Source organism: Alicyclobacillus mali NBRC 102425, assembly GCF_001570745.1.
Classification (GTDB): domain Bacteria; phylum Bacillota; class Bacilli; order Alicyclobacillales; family Alicyclobacillaceae; genus Alicyclobacillus; species Alicyclobacillus mali.
Genome location: NZ_BCSG01000012.1, coordinates 35,967 through 50,411, shown reverse-complemented (window position 1 = coordinate 50,411; position 14,445 = coordinate 35,967). Strand labels below are relative to the sequence as shown.

The window sequence follows — 14,445 nt, the reverse complement described above, 5'->3', positions numbered from 1 at the left end:
TCACCTCCTGCCCTGACACAGCTCAGTCAACCGTCGAGCAAGGGCCCCGAGCGGGATAATCTCGTCCACGAATCCCGCTTCTCTCGCCCTGCGCGGCATGCCGTCGACCACAGCCGTCTCGGCGGCTTCCGCGATGGCAAATCCCCCGGATTCTCGAATCGCTCTGAGACCCTCTACCCCGTCCCGCCCCATGCCCGTTAACAGAACCCCGATGGTCCAGACCTTTGACAGGCGCGCGACGCTCGCAAACAGCGCGTCAATAGAAGGTAGATAAACGTCCGCCTTCGCCGGGGGCCGAACGGCGCAGCGAAGTCCATCGCCGTCCGCCACAATTTCGGTTCTCCTGCCACCGGGCGCGATATAGCAACACGCTTCCTCCACTTCCAAGCCGCTCCTCGCCTCGCGCACCGTCCAGGCGCTTTGCGCGTCCAGCCGCTCGGCAAACGATGCCGTGAAATTCCCAGGCAGATGCTGCGCGATCACGACCGCGCATGCGCGGAGACGGGGAAGCTCGCGCAGGATGGCCGCAACTGCCGCTGGCCCTCCCGTGGAAGCGCCGATGGCAATGATGGTTCGGACGGCACCATTCCAGCCGCTCATCGCGCAGCTCCTTTCGCACCCGCATCGCCGCCGAACGTCTGACCACATGCCCGAATCCAACGAGCCAATTGGCGATAATTCGACGCGGCGGGCGATCCCGGCGAGAGCTGCAGGAGCGGACGGCGCGCCATGACGCTCTTGACCACAGCCGGATCGTCCCGGATCCACCCGGCGTACACAACGCGCATCTTCAGAAATCTCTCCGCGGCATCCACCAGCCGCGAGGCTGTATCATCCGCCTCCGCCTTCGATTTCGCCCGGTTGACGACGAGCCACGGCTCGGCGCCAAGGTTTTTGACGTGCATCCATTTCAACAGCGCATAGCCATCCGTGATAGCGGTCGGCTCTGGTGTCACCACGCAGATGGGTGTGGCTCCGAATTTCAGCATTCGCTCCGCCAGCGCGTGCACGCCGGGCGCGCAATCCACGAGCACCCATGCGTATCGCGCCGAGACACGCGCGATGGCGCGCAAGAGCCGTGCCCATCCGTCCTCGCCGATCCCGTCAAAACATCGCCCGCTGCCGCCTGCCAAAAGATCCACGTGCGGCCTCGTCGCAAGCAGCGCCTCCTCCATCGACGCACCGGCGACGACGTCACACAGCGTGAGAAGGGGCGTCGAGTCAAACAGAATTTCCACATCGGCAAATCCGGTGTCTGCATCAATCACAAGCACCCGCATCTCGTCTTCGGCGAATGCGAGCGCGAGGTTCACGCACAAATTTGACTTGCCTACGCCCCCCTTCCCGCTCATCACGGCAAAGACGGGCGCGGACAGAACGCCCGCGTGTGCCTCGTCCCCTTCCGGCGGCGCATCGCGATGCAACTGCTGAGCCTGGATCCACTGGGACATCTGCTCTCGGAGGCGCGACGCCTGATCAGCCATCGGTGCTTAACTCCTTCCAAGCCGCCGCCAGAAGGTCCTGGACGGAGAGGATGTCGATATCGTCCGGCACGTTCTGCCCAGTGGTCACGTAGGCGACAGGCGTCTGACAAAGCGCCACGAGGCTGGGGATCATGCCGACGGATTGCGTCTCATCCAGCTTCGTGAAGATGAACTTGTCCACGTTCAGCGTTTTCGCCATGTTGGCGACTTTCAGTGCATCGGCCGGCTTCGTGGCGAGCGAGACGACGAGCAGAACCTCATCCGCCTCGACGGGTCCGAGGACGCGTTTGATCTGGTCGATGGAGGCCGCGCTCAGGAAGTTCCGCCCCGCGGTGTCCACCAGGACGAGATCGCAAGCTGCAAGCGAAGCCAGCGCAGACGGAACTTCGTCCGGCTCATCCGCGATGGCAATCGGGACGTTTAGAATCTCGGCGTACGTCTTCAGTTGCGCCACCGCCGCAATGCGAAACGTATCGGTGGTCAGAAGGCCGACGCGCCGCTGACCAGCCAGCACGTGGAGCGCGGCGATCTTGGCGATGGTCGTCGTCTTGCCGACGCCGGTAGGCCCCACGAAGGCCACGATTCGGCTGTCTCGCCGAATGGGGGATGGATGGGCGAGCGGGCCGAGATCGGCCTGAATCGCGCCAATGAGGTCTTGGGCCGAGGCGGTGCCGGATGAGGAGCGATGTGGATGGTCCATAGCCATGCGCGCCCACCGATCCGCGAGCACCCCATCCACACCCTCGTCCTGCAGGAATCCCCGCCACCGAAGGAGGGGCTCGACCTCAGCGCGCATCGGTTCGCGCTCGCGCGTGCGAACGTCCGCGAGCATCTGTTTGATTTCTGCGATTTCGCTGGCGAGCTGTGACCACATCTGCGGCTCCTGCCAAGAACTTGAGCGTTCGGCGGCGGGGTCCGTCATCGCCCTTTTGAGCGCCTGGCCGAAGCTCGCCCCAGCGGTGGCGGCGAGTTCTTCCTTCGCCGCCGCCATCACCTCGATGCGGCGCTCCGATCGAAGGCCGAGCCACTTGCGCACGCGGATATTCCGCGTGCTCAGGATCACCGCGTCTTGTCCCAGCTCGCGTCGGATGGACGCGACGGCCTCCGGCATTTCCTTGACGACATAACGGCGCACGATCACGTCACATTCACCACGCCTCCGCTATGAATCGAGATGGACGGATCCAATTCGGCAAACGACAGGACGGGCAAGTCGGGCACGTAACGGCGCAGCAGGCGACTGAGCGGGAGGCGGATCCGCGGATGCACCAACAGGACGGGGGATTTGCCCGTGCCCTGAAGATCGGTCCACAGTTCCTTGAGCTTGCGAAAAACCGCCTGCGCCCTGTGGGGTTCCAGGCCAATCGACATGGAACCGCCTTGTTCCACCACAGCCTGCTGCATCTCTCGCTCGAGGGCCGGATCGAACGTGAGAACCGTGAGCCCGTCTTCGCCCTGCATGTATTGCGCGCAGATATGGCGCGACAGACGCTGGCGCACCTTTTCGGTGAGCTGATCCACATCCTGCGTCTGGCGGCCCGCGTCGGCCAGCGCCTCGAGGATGGTCACGAGATCGCGAATGGGCACGCCCTCTTCGAGCAGATTGCATAGCACGCGCTGGATGTGGCCGAGCGAAAGCGTCCCGGGATAGACGTCGTCCACCACCGCAGGGTGCGTCTGTTTGAGATGTTCGAGCAGTTCCTTGACCTGCTGGCGGCCAAGCAACTCGTGCGCGTGGCGCCTAAGCACCTCGGTCAGGTGCGTGGCCATCACAGACGGCGGATCGACGACCGTATACCCACTCGCCTCCGCGCGCAACTTCATCTCGCCCGTCACCCAGAGCGCTGGCAGGCCGAACGTGGGGTCCTTCGTCGGAATGCCTTTGATTTCGGGGTTGTCCACCCCGGGGCTCAGCGCGAGCCAGTGTCCCATGAGAATTTCGCCTCGCGCGACCTCAACACCTTTTAACTTGATGACATACTGCGTTGGTTTGAGAAGCACGTTGTCTCGCATGCGCACCATGGGGAGCACGACGCCGAGATCCGTGGCGAGTTGTCTTCGGATCATCGCGACGCGCTCCATGAAATCCCCGCCCTGCCGCGCATCCACCAGCGGGATGAGGCCATAGCCGAATTCGAACTCTACCGGCTCGACCGTGATGAGTTGGTAGACGTTCTCTGGCTTCTTCGCCTCGGACCGCTTCTGCCGCGCCTTCTCCTCTTCCGCCCGCTTCTGCTCCTGCGCCCGACCGCGCTCGGCCCGCCGAGCCATTAGGATTGCACCGCCGGCGATAGGGATGACGGGCACGAGGCCAATGGGCGTGATGAGGCCCAGCAAAACCATGGCGCCGCTCACCACGTAGAGGGCGCGGGCGTATCCAAAGACCTGCTTGACCACGTCGGCGCCCATGTTTTGGTCTGTGGCGGCGCGCGATACCATGAGCCCCGTGGCCGTCGACAGGAGGAGGGCAGGAATCTGGCTGACCAAACCGTCGCCCACCGAGAGCATCGTGTACGTGTGCAACGCCTCGTTGAACGAGTCGTGCTGCATCGCGACGCCGATGATGAGCCCCGCGACGACGTTGATGGCCACGATGACCATGGACGCGATCGCGTCGCCCTTCACAAACTTCGAAGCGCCGTCCATCGCTCCGTAAAAGTCGGCCTCCTGCTGAATTTTCTCGCGCCGCCTGCGCGCCTCGGCCTCCTGAATCAATCCGGCGTTCAGATCCGCGTCAATGGCGAGCTGTTTGCCTGGCATCGCGTCGAGCGTGAAGCGGGCCGCCACCTCCGCCACGCGCTCCGCTCCGCGCGTAATGACCACGTATTGCACCACAATGATGATGAGGAACACGATAAATCCGACGACCGGGTTGTTTCCGATGACGAAATTGCCGAAGGTCTGAATGACGGCCCCCGCGTTGCCCTGGCTCAGGATGAGCCGCGTCGTCGAGATGTTGAGCGACAGTCGATACAGCGTGGTGACCAGGAGCAGCGACGGAAAAATGGAAAACTCGAGCGGCTCGGACGTGTTCATGGCGACGAGAAGAATGGTCATGGACACGAACATGTTGAACAGAATCAGCACGTCCAACAGCGGGCGCGGAATGGGAATGACGATCATCACGATGGTCCAAAGGACAAACAGCATAACCATCAGATCGGTCCGCTTCAACCACTTGGCCATCGCTCGTCACCTCCTCCCCTTCGCGCGCATGCGATACACATACGCGAGCACCTCCGCGACCGCCTGGTACAGGTCCGGAGGGATCTCTTGACCGACGTCGACCGTCCGATACAGCGCCTGCGCAAGCGGAGGATTCTCCACAAGTGGCACTTCATGCTCCTCGGCCCGCCTACGGATCTCCTGGGCGACAAAATCCGCGCCTTTCGCCACCACCTGCGGCGCGTTCATCGTCTCGCTCTGATACGCCAGGGCCACCGCATAGTGCGTTGGGTTCGTGATCACGACGTCCGCTTTCGCCACGTTCTGCATCATCCGCCGCGAGGCGATCTGCCGGGCGCGCCGGCGCACGGCGGACTTGAGGAGCGGATTGCCTTCCGTCTCTTTCAGTTCGTCCTTCAGCTCCTGCTTGGACATGCGAAGGCTGCGCTCCAGACTGTATCGTTGGTAAGCGTAGTCCAATGCCGCGATCACGACCATCGCGCACGCAACGCGAATCGCGAGGTTGAACACGGATCGGCCGATGAGCCCCGGGATTGCCTGAAGTTGGACGGAGGACAAGTTCACCAGCTCGTGGGAAAGCGACGCGAGTGACGTGTACGCGACGCCCGCCACGGCCGCGAGCTTGAGCAGCGACTTCAGCGCTTCGAGTGCGCCTTGAAGGCTTGCGATCCGACGCAATCCCGTCGCAGGCGAGATACGCTGGAAGTCTGGCAGCAGAAGCTGCGGGACAAACATCGGTCGCACCTGCATCACTGCCGCGGCGAGCCCGACCACAATGGCCACTGCCGCGATGGGCACCATGATTCTCGCCGCCGCCATGACCTGGGTCGCCATGAGAGCGCGGACGCCCTCGACCGTCCACGACTTCAGGCCGGAGCCGCCGAGATCGCGCTGAATCAGGTTTTCCCATTCACCCCACACGTCGGGCCCCAAAACGCGCAGCGCCACAAGCACCGCGGCAAACGCCACGGCGGAGGTGAGCTCGGGGCTGCGAGCCACTCGGCCTTCCTTGCGAGCTTCCTGCCGCCGCCTGGGCGTCGCCCGTTCGGTGCGCTCGCCCGCGGCGAATCGCTGGAGTTGCAGCGTACGCATCCTTCACCCTCCGACTAGGCGCATGACACTTTGCAGATCGAGAAACATGACGTTGAACAACTGGCGAAACAAGGCCACCGTGATGGGCATGGCGACAGCGAATGAAGCGAGTCCGACAAACAGTTTGGCCGGCAGTTCGACGACAAACGCGTTCATCTGCGGTACGGCCCTGGATAGAAGCGCGAACGTGACGTCGCAGAGAAACAGACTTGCGAACACAGGCAGCGCCACGTCCACGCCCATCAGCATCACCGTAGCCATGGTCTGTGCACAGAGCGCCATCCAGTCTGTCGGCAGGTGCCAATCGGCGATGGGAATGAGCCGGAACGACTCCATCACCGCGCTCGCCAGGCCGCCGAGCCCCCCCATGCCAATGAACAGAAGCGAGAACCACACGCTGTACACGCTGGTGAACACGCCGGCCTGCTGGGCAAAGCCCGGCATCGCGAGGTCCGCAACGGCCATGCCGATTTGGAGATCCACCAGTTGACCCGCGATGTTGATGGTGTTGAAAATCCACGTAGCCACAAAACCCAGCAATACCCCGACGACCGCCTCGAGCGCGAAGTCGACCAGAAAAGCCCCCGGCTCGTTCGAGAGGTCGGGTACCGTTGCGTGGACGGAAGGAACCGCAAACGCGGCCAATGCTAGCGCAAGGGCCACCTTGGCGAAATTCGGCCAATACACGCTCGACAAAATGGGGGCGGCGAGGATGAATCCGCTTGTCCTTGCGGCCATAAGCAGATACAGATTGAAATGCGCGAGCACGTCGTTTGCCATTTACATCACATACTGCATCAAGTTTCCTAGGATCGCATTCGTGAAGTCGAGCAGGTTCTGCAGCATCCAAGGCCCGAAGGCCAGGAGAGCGATCACGACGGCGATAATCTTCGGTATGAATGCCAGCGTCTGCTCCTGCAGCTGCGTCGTCGCCTGAAAAATGCTCACGACGAGCCCCATGGCCAATCCGAGCAGAAGGACCGGTGCCGTGATTTTCACGACGAGCCACATCACCTGGGCCGCAAGGCCGATCACGTACGTATCGGTCATCGGAGTCCCTCCTTGCGCTATGAGGCATAGCCAGCCAACAGCGATTTGACGACGAGGTACCAGCCGTTGACCATCACAAACAACAGCACCTTGAACGGAAGCGAGATCATCACCGGTGGCAACATCATCATGCCCATGGACATGAGCGTCGTGGATACGACGAGATCGATGACCAGGAACGGAAGGTAGATCATGAAGCCAATTTGGAACGCCGTCTGCAACTCACTCAGGGTGAACGCCGGCACCAACGCAGACATCGCGATGCTTTCAGGGTGGCGCTCCATCTCGGTGGTCAGCGTCTCATGCCGATAAGCGAGAAAGAGTTCCAAATCCTGCGTCCGCGTCTGCTTCGCCATGAACACCTTGAACGGGGCCTCCGCCCGCTCGATGGCCGCCGTCTGGGAGATCTGCCCCCGCAAATACGGCTGCAGCGCCTCATGATTTGCCTGTTGCAGCGTGGGCTGCATCACGAAGAGCGTGATGAACAGCGCGAGGCCGACCAGCACCTGGTTCGGCGGCGAGGTCTGCAGCGATAGTGCGTTGCGCACGAAGGATAAGACCACAATGACGCGTGTGAAGCAAGTCATCAGGATGAGCGCGGCCGGCGCAAGCGTCAGAACGGTCAGGAGGAGAACGATTTTCACCGTATTGGCAACAGAGGTGGGCCCCGAACCGCCGACGGACACACTCACCCCCGGAATGGCGGGTACGCTCGGCGAGGTCTGCGCGTGCACAAATGACGGATGAAACGCCATGAGGCAGAGTGCTATCCACAGCGCGACACCGGAAGCCCCCGCAAAGCGCAACCGCTGCCGCGCCTTTTTTGTCCACCTCATTCGTCCCGCCGCCTTTCTCTCAACCGCTCCAAAGCCTCGCGCAGTGCGGCGCCAAAGCCATCCGCGTCGTCCGCGAGTTCCTCGTGCAAACCGATGTAGGCGTCCGTCACATCCGCCAAGAGCCGCACATCCTCGCCCACCCCTATCAGAAACAGCCTCTCGCCTACCTGCACCACTTGCACCGACTTGTTGGGCGCCACTTGGCGAGCGGCCACCACCTCGATCTGACCGCGCGCCGCAACGCCTGCGCGCCTTCCCAGCACTCGAAACAGGACCGCGATGAGCAACAGCACGAGCACAAGTGCCACCACGAGCTGAATGTACGCCCACACACCGCCACTCGCCGCGATGGGCTCCGCCTTGGCGGCCCATGCGGTGCGCGGCATCATCAGGACGATGGCAGGCGCCAGTGCGCTCCCCGCCTGCCCAACCGCGGTCCAACGCCCCAACCGATGCATCACCTGAGCGCCTTCTGCACCGCTTCGACGACGCGATCGGCCTGAAACGGCTTGACGATAAAGTCCTTGGCGCCCGCCTGAATCGCCTCGATGACCATCGCCTGCTGCCCCATGGCGGAGCACACGATAATGCGCGCGTTCGGGTCGATTTGCCGAATGCGCTTGATCGCTTCGATCCCGTCCACCTCTGGCATGGTGATGTCCATCGTCACGAGGTCTGGCTGAAGCTCTTGATAACGCTCGACGGCCTGCGCGCCGTCCGCCGCCTCTCCCACGACCTCGTGTCCGTTCTTGGTCAGGATGTCCTTGATCATCATCCGCATGAAGGCAGCGTCGTCCACCACCAGAATGTTTGCCATCGCTCATGCCTCCCACCTTGTGTTCCGCATTTAGGGCAGCGGATCGATCCGCTTGTCCGCCTGCACGATGTCCGTGACGCGCACTCCGAAATTTTCGTCGATCACGACCACTTCCCCAATCGCGATCTTCTTTTGGTTCACGTAGATGTCCACCGGTTCACCAGCGAGTTTGTCCAGTTCCAGAATGGAGCCTGGGGCAAGCTCCAGGATCTCACGAATCAATTTTCTCGCCCGGCCGAGCTCCACCGTCACATTGAGCGGGACGTCGTACAACAGCGACAGATTGGCCACTGAGCGCCCGTCGCGGGGCGAAGGCCCGTCGTCAAAATCTGCAAACGCCGGTCGCCGGACAGAGACGCTCGGGACCTCCTCTTCGCGCCCGCGAGCCGCCTGCCCACCGTCCCCAACCTTCTCAAGCGTCTTTGCGCTCTCCGTGGCGCCTCCATCGCCATCGCGCCGGTCGTCCGAATCCGGCGGCTCAGGTGCGATGGCCTCGGTATGTATGTGCATGGACTGGACCAACTCGCGCGCAAACGGGACAGGCATCAACTGCATGATGTGCGAATCGATGAGTTCGTGGACGTGAAGGCGAAACTCGACGTTGACCAACTGTTCCGCCGATCCAAAAGCGGCCTGCGCCTCGTCTGGCGTGAACGTCACCACCCGCACGGATGGCGGAGAGATGTTGATGTACCGGCCGAACAGCTGGCTCATGGCCGTCGCCGCACTGCCCATCATCTGATTCATCGCCTCGCCGACGGCGCTCAACTCCAGCTCGCCAAGGTCGCCCGTGGACTCCCCCGGCGTGCGCCCTATCATGAGATCCGCGATTCGCCTGGCGTCCTCAATTTCGATCGCCAGCGCGTTCGTTCCCTGCAGGCCTTCCGTAAAATCCACCTGCACCAACACATACGGAGTCGGGAATCGGCTCTCCACCTCAGAGCGAGGGAGGATGCTCACGACGGGCGTGGTGATGTCGACCCGTCGGCCGAGCAAGGACGAGAGCGAAGTGGCAGCCGATCCGAAACAAATATTCCCGAGCTCCCCGAGGACGTCGATTTCTCCCTCCGTCAACGGCCCCTGCCCACCGCCGGCGGCCGCTTGCTCAGCCACACCGGCCCTCAGCAGGGCGTCGATCTCGTCCTGGGACAGCTTCATCTCACCGTCCACCATCCGCATCCGCCTCCCACTGACCCACGATTTTCACCGCATACACGCGGTTTCGCTTGCCCACGCTTCCCCAGAACGCAGGTCGTCCGTCGACATAGACGAGGGCCGGATCGCGAATCGTTTGGCGCAACACGATGGTGTCGCCCTCGCTCAGGTCGAGGATCTCGCGCACGGTCAACTCCGCTTGCCCGACTTCCACGCGAACGTCGACAGGAACACCGAGAAGTTTCGCGCGCAGCTCATCGTTCACCTGCCGCCTGCCGCTCTGAAAGGCGGGATCCATGTAATACCGGTTGCTGAGCTTGGACAGGACAGGCTCGATGGTCACGTGTGGGATGCACAGATTGATAAGACCGGTCGTTTCGCCCACGCGCACGCTGATGGTCACCACGAGCACCGTCTCGTTCGGCGTGGTGAGCTGCAAGAACTGTGGGTTGCTCTCCAACGACACAAACTGGGGATCCAGGTCCATCACGCTCTTCCAGGCCTCGACCAGGATGGACGGCACGTTTTCGAACAACCGGCGAAACAGCGAGACTTCAATGTCCGTCAACTCTCGCACGCGGTATGGACCCGCGCTGTCCCCTCCCATGTACTTGTCCAGCATGGCGAACACGACCTGAGGATTCATCTCCATCACCATGCGCCCCTCGAGGGGATGCATGTCGTAAACCTGGAGCACCGTGAGCGGCGGAATGGAGCGAATGAACTCGTCATACGGCACTTGATCGACCGATTCCACCTGGATCTGGGGAACCGACCTGAGTTGCCCTGACAGCTGGCTCGTGAGCAGCCGGCAAAAGTGCTCGTGCATGCGCCGCAGCACGCGCAGATGATCCTTCGAAAAGCGCATCGCACGCCGAAAATCGTAGACCCGCACCCGCGGATGCGCATTCGCGCGTTGCTCGGCGGCGGGATCGATCTCGCCCGTGCGAATCGCGTACAGCAGCGCGTCGATCTCGGACTGAGAAAGCACGTCGGACAACGTCTCACCTCCTCACTGCACCAGGACCTGCGAAAGATACGCCGCCGTAACTCGCCCCGTTGGGAGGAGGCGGTTGACCTGGCTCACAATCGTCGCCTTCAGGCGATTCAAACCGGCGTCGGTGCGAAGTTCGTCCGACGTAAACTCGCGCATGATGCCGTTCACCGCGTCTGAAATCTGTGGCTCCATCAGATTTAACTCGTTCTTCGTGCCCTTTGAGTCCGCCTGCAAGGTCAGCGTGAATTGAATGATCCCGCTTCCGGCCAGATTCGTGGTCATCTGAGGCAACGTGACCTGAAGATCCGCCATCTGTTTCGCGGAAAGCTTGGGCGGAGCGCCGCCTGCAGCGTGATGCTTCTTGGAATACAGCAAATAGCCGATGGCCGCTCCTGCGATCACGACGATGCCGAGGACGATCATCAGCATCGTGCGCACAGCCTTCTTCATGCCCCGCCCCCCTCATCGCGCACGGGCGCCGCGACGAGGCCAATCCGCCGGTACACCTCGATCATCTTTGACGCGATGGTCTCGGGATCCTCCAAGACCACGTACTTGTGTCCGTTGGTCAGTGTCACCACGGAGTCAGGCGTCCCTTCGACCAACTCGATATGCAGCGGATTGAGCCAAACGACGGTCCCATTTAATCGCGTCAAAGCAATCATGTGCGCATCTCCCTGGGGCGCGGCCGTGCCGCGCCCTCACTTATCTCACGAGTTCTTCATGTTGACAAGCGCCTGCAGGATGGCGTTGTCAGTGCCGATCATGTGCGTGTTTGCCACGTATGCGTTCTGCGCCACAATCATTTCCGCAAACTGCTGCGACAAGTCCACGTTGGAACCCTCCAGTTCGCCTGACGCGAGCGTGCCGTACGTCCCCTGACCTGGTGTCCAATAGGTCGGCTGCCCAGCCGCCGGGCTCGACGCGCTGAACAGGTTGTCACCGACGCTCACAAGCCCTTGCGGATTCGGAACCTGCGCGAGGGCAAGGTAACCAATGACTTTCGTCGTGGTGGTGGTTCCGTTCGTGATGGTCGCCGTGATCGAACCGTCGGAACCGATGCTCACGTTTGAGACGGTGTTGCCTGATCCCTGCGTCACCCCCGCAAGCTGATACACGTTGATTTCGGTGGTCGGCTGAGTGGTGCTCGCCGAGGACGGCATGCTGCTGCTACTGTACCCCTCCGCAATCACCCCGTTGGGCAGCACGAGGTTGCCGGCGCTGTCCACCGAAAAGTTCCCGGCCCGGGTCAGATACGTGTTCGTCCCATTCGTCACCACGAAGAAGCCGTTGCCCTGAATGGCGACGTTTGTCGGAACGCCTGTGGTCTCGTCCGGCCCCTGCGACATGTCCATCTGGGTCGCGCCCACCTGCACGCCGAGGCCGACCTGCTCTGGGTTGGTCCCGCCCATGCCAGTCGTCGCACTTGATCCGCCCGTGCTCGAGCCAGACGCCGTCCCGGCTGTGCCCAGGGACATCGTCTGGCTCAGCAGGTCCGCGAATTGCACGTCCGACTGCTTAAATCCGACCGTCTCGACATTGGCGATGTTGTTGCCCACCACGTCGAGATCGGTTTGAAAGGCCTGCATACCTGAGATGGCCGAATTCATGGAACGAAGCATGTCGAGTTCCCTCCAGTCGCGCCGTCCCCGGAGTTCAGTCGATCCCCCCGGGCAGGCCCCCTAACGGTCCGGCCTGGACACAAAGACGACGCTGTCAATTTGGGTTACAATTGGATGTTCCTCGTGCTTCAGGGCCGTCACCAGCGTTCGAGATGGCAGGTGAACCACGAAACCCACGTCTCCCATCACCATGTAGGTGTCCCGCGCGCCCTTCGATTCGGCCTGCTTCGCCGCTTGCTCCATGGCGCGCCAATCCCCTGCGGTCAGCGAAATGCCGCGCTCCTCCATACGATGGTTAGCGTGCTGACTCACGCGCCAAGACGCGATCGTGTCCTGCATCACCTGCCGAAAAGAGCCAGGTTCGCCGCGCTGACCCGAACTGGGTGCACCTCCACGGATCGAAAGGTCCGTGCCCTGCCATGCCCAGGAAACGGGATCGATCACGACGTGCCGACCACCTGCGTCAACGGATACGACGTGCCATTGACCACGATTTCGGGGCTGCCTTGATTCATGGTCACGGATGAGACCGTTCCCTGAACCTGATTCCCACTCGCGTCCTGGACCGTGACCGACGCCCCGATGAGGCTGTGCGCCATCAGCAGGCTCATCTCGCTCCCCAAGCTTTGCACGGCGCTGAGAACCTGCGCATCGGTCTGCGCCACCTGGGTCATTTCTTCCAGAGCGCTGAACTGCGCTAGCTGCGCCAGCATTTGCGTGTTGTCAACGGGATTGAGCGGATCCTGATTTTGCAGCTGCGTCACCAACAGCTGCATGAAGTCGTTCTCGTTGAGCGAATTGAGGCCGGTCTGCGAGACGGAGTTACCTGCACTGTTCGTCGTCCCACTCGCGGCTCCAGCCTGGGAGATGGCTTGTCCGCTCAACGAGTTGCTGGTTGTGGACCCAAGCGATGAGGTTGCATTGACCGTCACAATCTCACTCCTCACGCGTAGAGATTGATGAGCGACACTGATCCCTCGTCTTCAGCGCCATATTTCGCGCGAAACGCGCGGGCAGCGCCGATGCTCCCGACGTTCGCGGTCCCCGCCTTCGACGCATCCTCTCCGTCTCGTTGCCGTCCCCCGCTGCCCGTTTGGCCTGCATCCGTATCCAATCCGACGCTCACTTCATGTACGGATAGTCCGCCTTGCGCCATCTGCTGGACGAGTGCTGGAAGCTGTGCAGCCAGCAGGTTTGCGCTTGCCGAACTGGACGCCACCAGCTGGATCTGAAGCCCATCGTCACCGTGGTGGACAATGACTTTCAGCGCGCCCAACTCCTTCGGCTCAAGCGCCACCATCAACGTCTTCGGTTCGGCCTCGCCGGCCGACGTCACCCATGCACGCAGGTCGTCGCCGAGCGCGCCGAGGTTCGACGTCACCACCGGCGCTGTGTCCGGCTTCTTGGCCTCGTCGAACTGTGTACCATAGACAACCGATCCGCTGACCGGTGACGCAATCGGCGTACGCAGATCCACTTCCTTGTCGGCATGTGAGGATGGCGAGCCGCCCGACGACAGTGTCGCGCGCTCCATTTGCCGATGCAGGCTTCGCGCGGCGGTCAGCGGCATGTCACCTTCGGCGACGGCTAGGTGCGGCTTTGCGCTTGAGTCGGTGCTGCTCGCGACGCTCGCCTGTTGCCTTTCGACTTCACGGCCGAAGACACGCGCAACGCTTTGCACCGTGCGAGGAGCGAGATCGAAGGCTTGTGGCGCCTGGCGCGGAGCGACGTGCTCGACGTCTAGCGTTCCGGTCTCGTCACCTACGTCTGCGCTTTGAACCGAATGCGCCAATACCGCAGGATCTGGCGAAATCACCCGTTTGTCCGCCGCCTCACGGGCACCCTCCGCAGCCGTGTTCGCTCGCTTCATGGTATCGGAAAACATCACCTCGGACGACTGCGAAGCGCTCGTCTGTACGTTCTGTGCGCGAGGAGATGAAGGCTCGACATCCATATGGGCTGTCCCAGCGAGTGTCGCGCGGACGACAGACGTGTTCACCGCGGATGGCGTTTTGCTTTGCCCCGCCGAGGCGTCCGGTTCGCTCGCATCCACGGGCGATCCGGCGTGCGCCAACGCACCGAACTGCGCGAAGATGGCCGCCCAGACTTCCGACACGTCCAACTGACGCTTGTCCTTTGACCCGGGCTTACCAGGCGAATCCCCTGCATTTCCCTGACTCGACGCCGCCACATTCGTCACATTCAC

Annotated in this window: 18 protein-coding genes; all 18 read right to left on the bottom strand. The window is 62.2% G+C overall.

Annotation, left to right across the window (positions count from 1 at the left end; genetic code table 11):
• From AMA01_RS05545 to AMA01_RS05460, 18 genes are read right to left on the bottom strand one after another with little or no spacing between them, the layout of a single operon-like run.
• Positions 1-600 carry a CheB methylesterase domain-containing protein gene (locus AMA01_RS05545; protein WP_067848586.1) on the bottom strand — a complete coding sequence of 200 codons (600 nt, stop codon included), beginning with the start codon at positions 598-600 and terminating at the stop codon, positions 1-3.
• Complete coding sequence (locus AMA01_RS05540) at positions 597-1,484, bottom strand: AAA family ATPase (protein WP_067848582.1); 888 nt, start codon at positions 1,482-1,484, stop codon at positions 597-599. The genes AMA01_RS05545 and AMA01_RS05540 overlap by 4 nt, the downstream gene beginning before the upstream one ends.
• Positions 1,477-2,625 (bottom strand): flagellar biosynthesis protein FlhF, encoded by a 1,149-nt coding sequence (flhF, locus tag AMA01_RS05535; protein WP_067848579.1) that lies wholly within the window; start codon positions 2,623-2,625, stop codon positions 1,477-1,479. Before flhF ends, AMA01_RS05540 begins: the two co-directional genes overlap by 8 nt.
• Positions 2,622-4,670, bottom strand: coding sequence for a flagellar biosynthesis protein FlhA (flhA, locus tag AMA01_RS05530; protein ID WP_067848574.1), 2,049 nt, complete (start codon positions 4,668-4,670; stop codon positions 2,622-2,624). The genes flhF and flhA overlap by 4 nt, the downstream gene beginning before the upstream one ends.
• 6 nt (positions 4,671-4,676) lie before the next feature.
• Positions 4,677-5,762, bottom strand: coding sequence for a flagellar biosynthesis protein FlhB (gene flhB / locus AMA01_RS05525; protein ID WP_067848569.1), 1,086 nt, complete (start codon positions 5,760-5,762; stop codon positions 4,677-4,679).
• A 3-nt stretch (positions 5,763-5,765) separates the two neighbouring features.
• Complete coding sequence (locus tag AMA01_RS05520) at positions 5,766-6,542, bottom strand: flagellar biosynthetic protein FliR (RefSeq protein ID WP_067848566.1); 777 nt, start codon at positions 6,540-6,542, stop codon at positions 5,766-5,768.
• A complete protein-coding gene (fliQ, locus tag AMA01_RS05515) occupies positions 6,543-6,812 on the bottom strand; it encodes a flagellar biosynthesis protein FliQ (RefSeq protein ID WP_067848562.1) in 270 nt (89 codons plus the stop codon).
• A gap of 17 nt (positions 6,813-6,829) precedes the next feature.
• A complete protein-coding gene (gene fliP / locus AMA01_RS05510; RefSeq protein WP_195867276.1) occupies positions 6,830-7,648 on the bottom strand; it encodes a flagellar type III secretion system pore protein FliP in 819 nt (272 codons plus the stop codon).
• Positions 7,645-8,106 (bottom strand): flagellar biosynthetic protein FliO, encoded by a 462-nt coding sequence (locus tag AMA01_RS05505; protein ID WP_067848793.1) that lies wholly within the window; start codon positions 8,104-8,106, stop codon positions 7,645-7,647. The genes fliP and AMA01_RS05505 overlap by 4 nt, the downstream gene beginning before the upstream one ends.
• Positions 8,106-8,465 carry a response regulator gene (locus tag AMA01_RS05500; RefSeq protein WP_067848559.1) on the bottom strand — a complete coding sequence of 120 codons (360 nt, stop codon included), beginning with the start codon at positions 8,463-8,465 and terminating at the stop codon, positions 8,106-8,108. Before AMA01_RS05500 ends, AMA01_RS05505 begins: the two co-directional genes overlap by 1 nt.
• Positions 8,466-8,495: 30 nt before the next feature.
• Positions 8,496-9,638, bottom strand: coding sequence for a flagellar motor switch phosphatase FliY (fliY, locus tag AMA01_RS05495; protein WP_067848554.1), 1,143 nt, complete (start codon positions 9,636-9,638; stop codon positions 8,496-8,498).
• Positions 9,625-10,611 (bottom strand): flagellar motor switch protein FliM, encoded by a 987-nt coding sequence (gene fliM, locus AMA01_RS05490; RefSeq protein WP_231862835.1) that lies wholly within the window; start codon positions 10,609-10,611, stop codon positions 9,625-9,627. The genes fliY and fliM overlap by 14 nt, the downstream gene beginning before the upstream one ends.
• 21 nt (positions 10,612-10,632) lie before the next feature.
• Entirely contained in the window at positions 10,633-11,067 is a 435-nt protein-coding gene (locus tag AMA01_RS05485) for a flagellar basal body-associated FliL family protein (RefSeq protein ID WP_067848548.1), read from the bottom strand.
• Positions 11,064-11,282 (bottom strand): flagellar FlbD family protein, encoded by a 219-nt coding sequence (locus AMA01_RS05480; protein ID WP_067848545.1) that lies wholly within the window; start codon positions 11,280-11,282, stop codon positions 11,064-11,066. Before AMA01_RS05480 ends, AMA01_RS05485 begins: the two co-directional genes overlap by 4 nt.
• A gap of 45 nt (positions 11,283-11,327) precedes the next feature.
• Positions 11,328-12,239 (bottom strand): flagellar hook-basal body complex protein, encoded by a 912-nt coding sequence (locus tag AMA01_RS05475; protein ID WP_067848542.1) that lies wholly within the window; start codon positions 12,237-12,239, stop codon positions 11,328-11,330.
• A gap of 60 nt (positions 12,240-12,299) precedes the next feature.
• Positions 12,300-12,683, bottom strand: coding sequence for a hypothetical protein (locus AMA01_RS05470; protein ID WP_067848539.1), 384 nt, complete (start codon positions 12,681-12,683; stop codon positions 12,300-12,302).
• Positions 12,680-13,171: a flagellar hook capping FlgD N-terminal domain-containing protein gene (locus AMA01_RS05465; RefSeq protein ID WP_067848536.1), complete on the bottom strand. Its 492-nt coding sequence runs from the start codon at positions 13,169-13,171 to the stop codon at positions 12,680-12,682. The genes AMA01_RS05470 and AMA01_RS05465 overlap by 4 nt, the downstream gene beginning before the upstream one ends.
• An 11-nt stretch (positions 13,172-13,182) precedes the next feature.
• The gene (locus tag AMA01_RS05460; protein WP_067848533.1) at positions 13,183-14,445 is read right to left on the bottom strand and encodes a flagellar hook-length control protein FliK; all 1,263 of its coding nucleotides are present in this window, start codon (positions 14,443-14,445) and stop codon (positions 13,183-13,185) included.

Coding starts and splice junctions, on each gene's coding strand:
- AMA01_RS05475 (WP_067848542.1), bottom strand. CDS start 12,239: ATGCTTCGTTCCATGAATTCGGCCATCTCAGGTATGCAGGCCTTTCAA.
- AMA01_RS05545 (WP_067848586.1), bottom strand. CDS start 600: ATGAGCGGCTGGAATGGTGCCGTCCGAACCATCATTGCCATCGGCGCT.
- AMA01_RS05480 (WP_067848545.1), bottom strand. CDS start 11,282: ATGATTGCTTTGACGCGATTAAATGGGACCGTCGTTTGGCTCAATCCG.
- AMA01_RS05505 (WP_067848793.1), bottom strand. CDS start 8,106: ATGCATCGGTTGGGGCGTTGGACCGCGGTTGGGCAGGCGGGGAGCGCA.
- flhA (WP_067848574.1), bottom strand. CDS start 4,670: ATGGCCAAGTGGTTGAAGCGGACCGATCTGATGGTTATGCTGTTTGTC.
- fliQ (WP_067848562.1), bottom strand. CDS start 6,812: ATGACCGATACGTACGTGATCGGCCTTGCGGCCCAGGTGATGTGGCTC.
- AMA01_RS05540 (WP_067848582.1), bottom strand. CDS start 1,484: ATGGCTGATCAGGCGTCGCGCCTCCGAGAGCAGATGTCCCAGTGGATC.
- AMA01_RS05520 (WP_067848566.1), bottom strand. CDS start 6,542: ATGGCAAACGACGTGCTCGCGCATTTCAATCTGTATCTGCTTATGGCC.
- AMA01_RS05485 (WP_067848548.1), bottom strand. CDS start 11,067: ATGAAGAAGGCTGTGCGCACGATGCTGATGATCGTCCTCGGCATCGTC.
- flhB (WP_067848569.1), bottom strand. CDS start 5,762: ATGCGTACGCTGCAACTCCAGCGATTCGCCGCGGGCGAGCGCACCGAA.
- fliY (WP_067848554.1), bottom strand. CDS start 9,638: ATGGTGGACGGTGAGATGAAGCTGTCCCAGGACGAGATCGACGCCCTG.
- AMA01_RS05500 (WP_067848559.1), bottom strand. CDS start 8,465: ATGGCAAACATTCTGGTGGTGGACGACGCTGCCTTCATGCGGATGATG.
- fliP (WP_195867276.1), bottom strand. CDS start 7,648: ATGAGGTGGACAAAAAAGGCGCGGCAGCGGTTGCGCTTTGCGGGGGCT.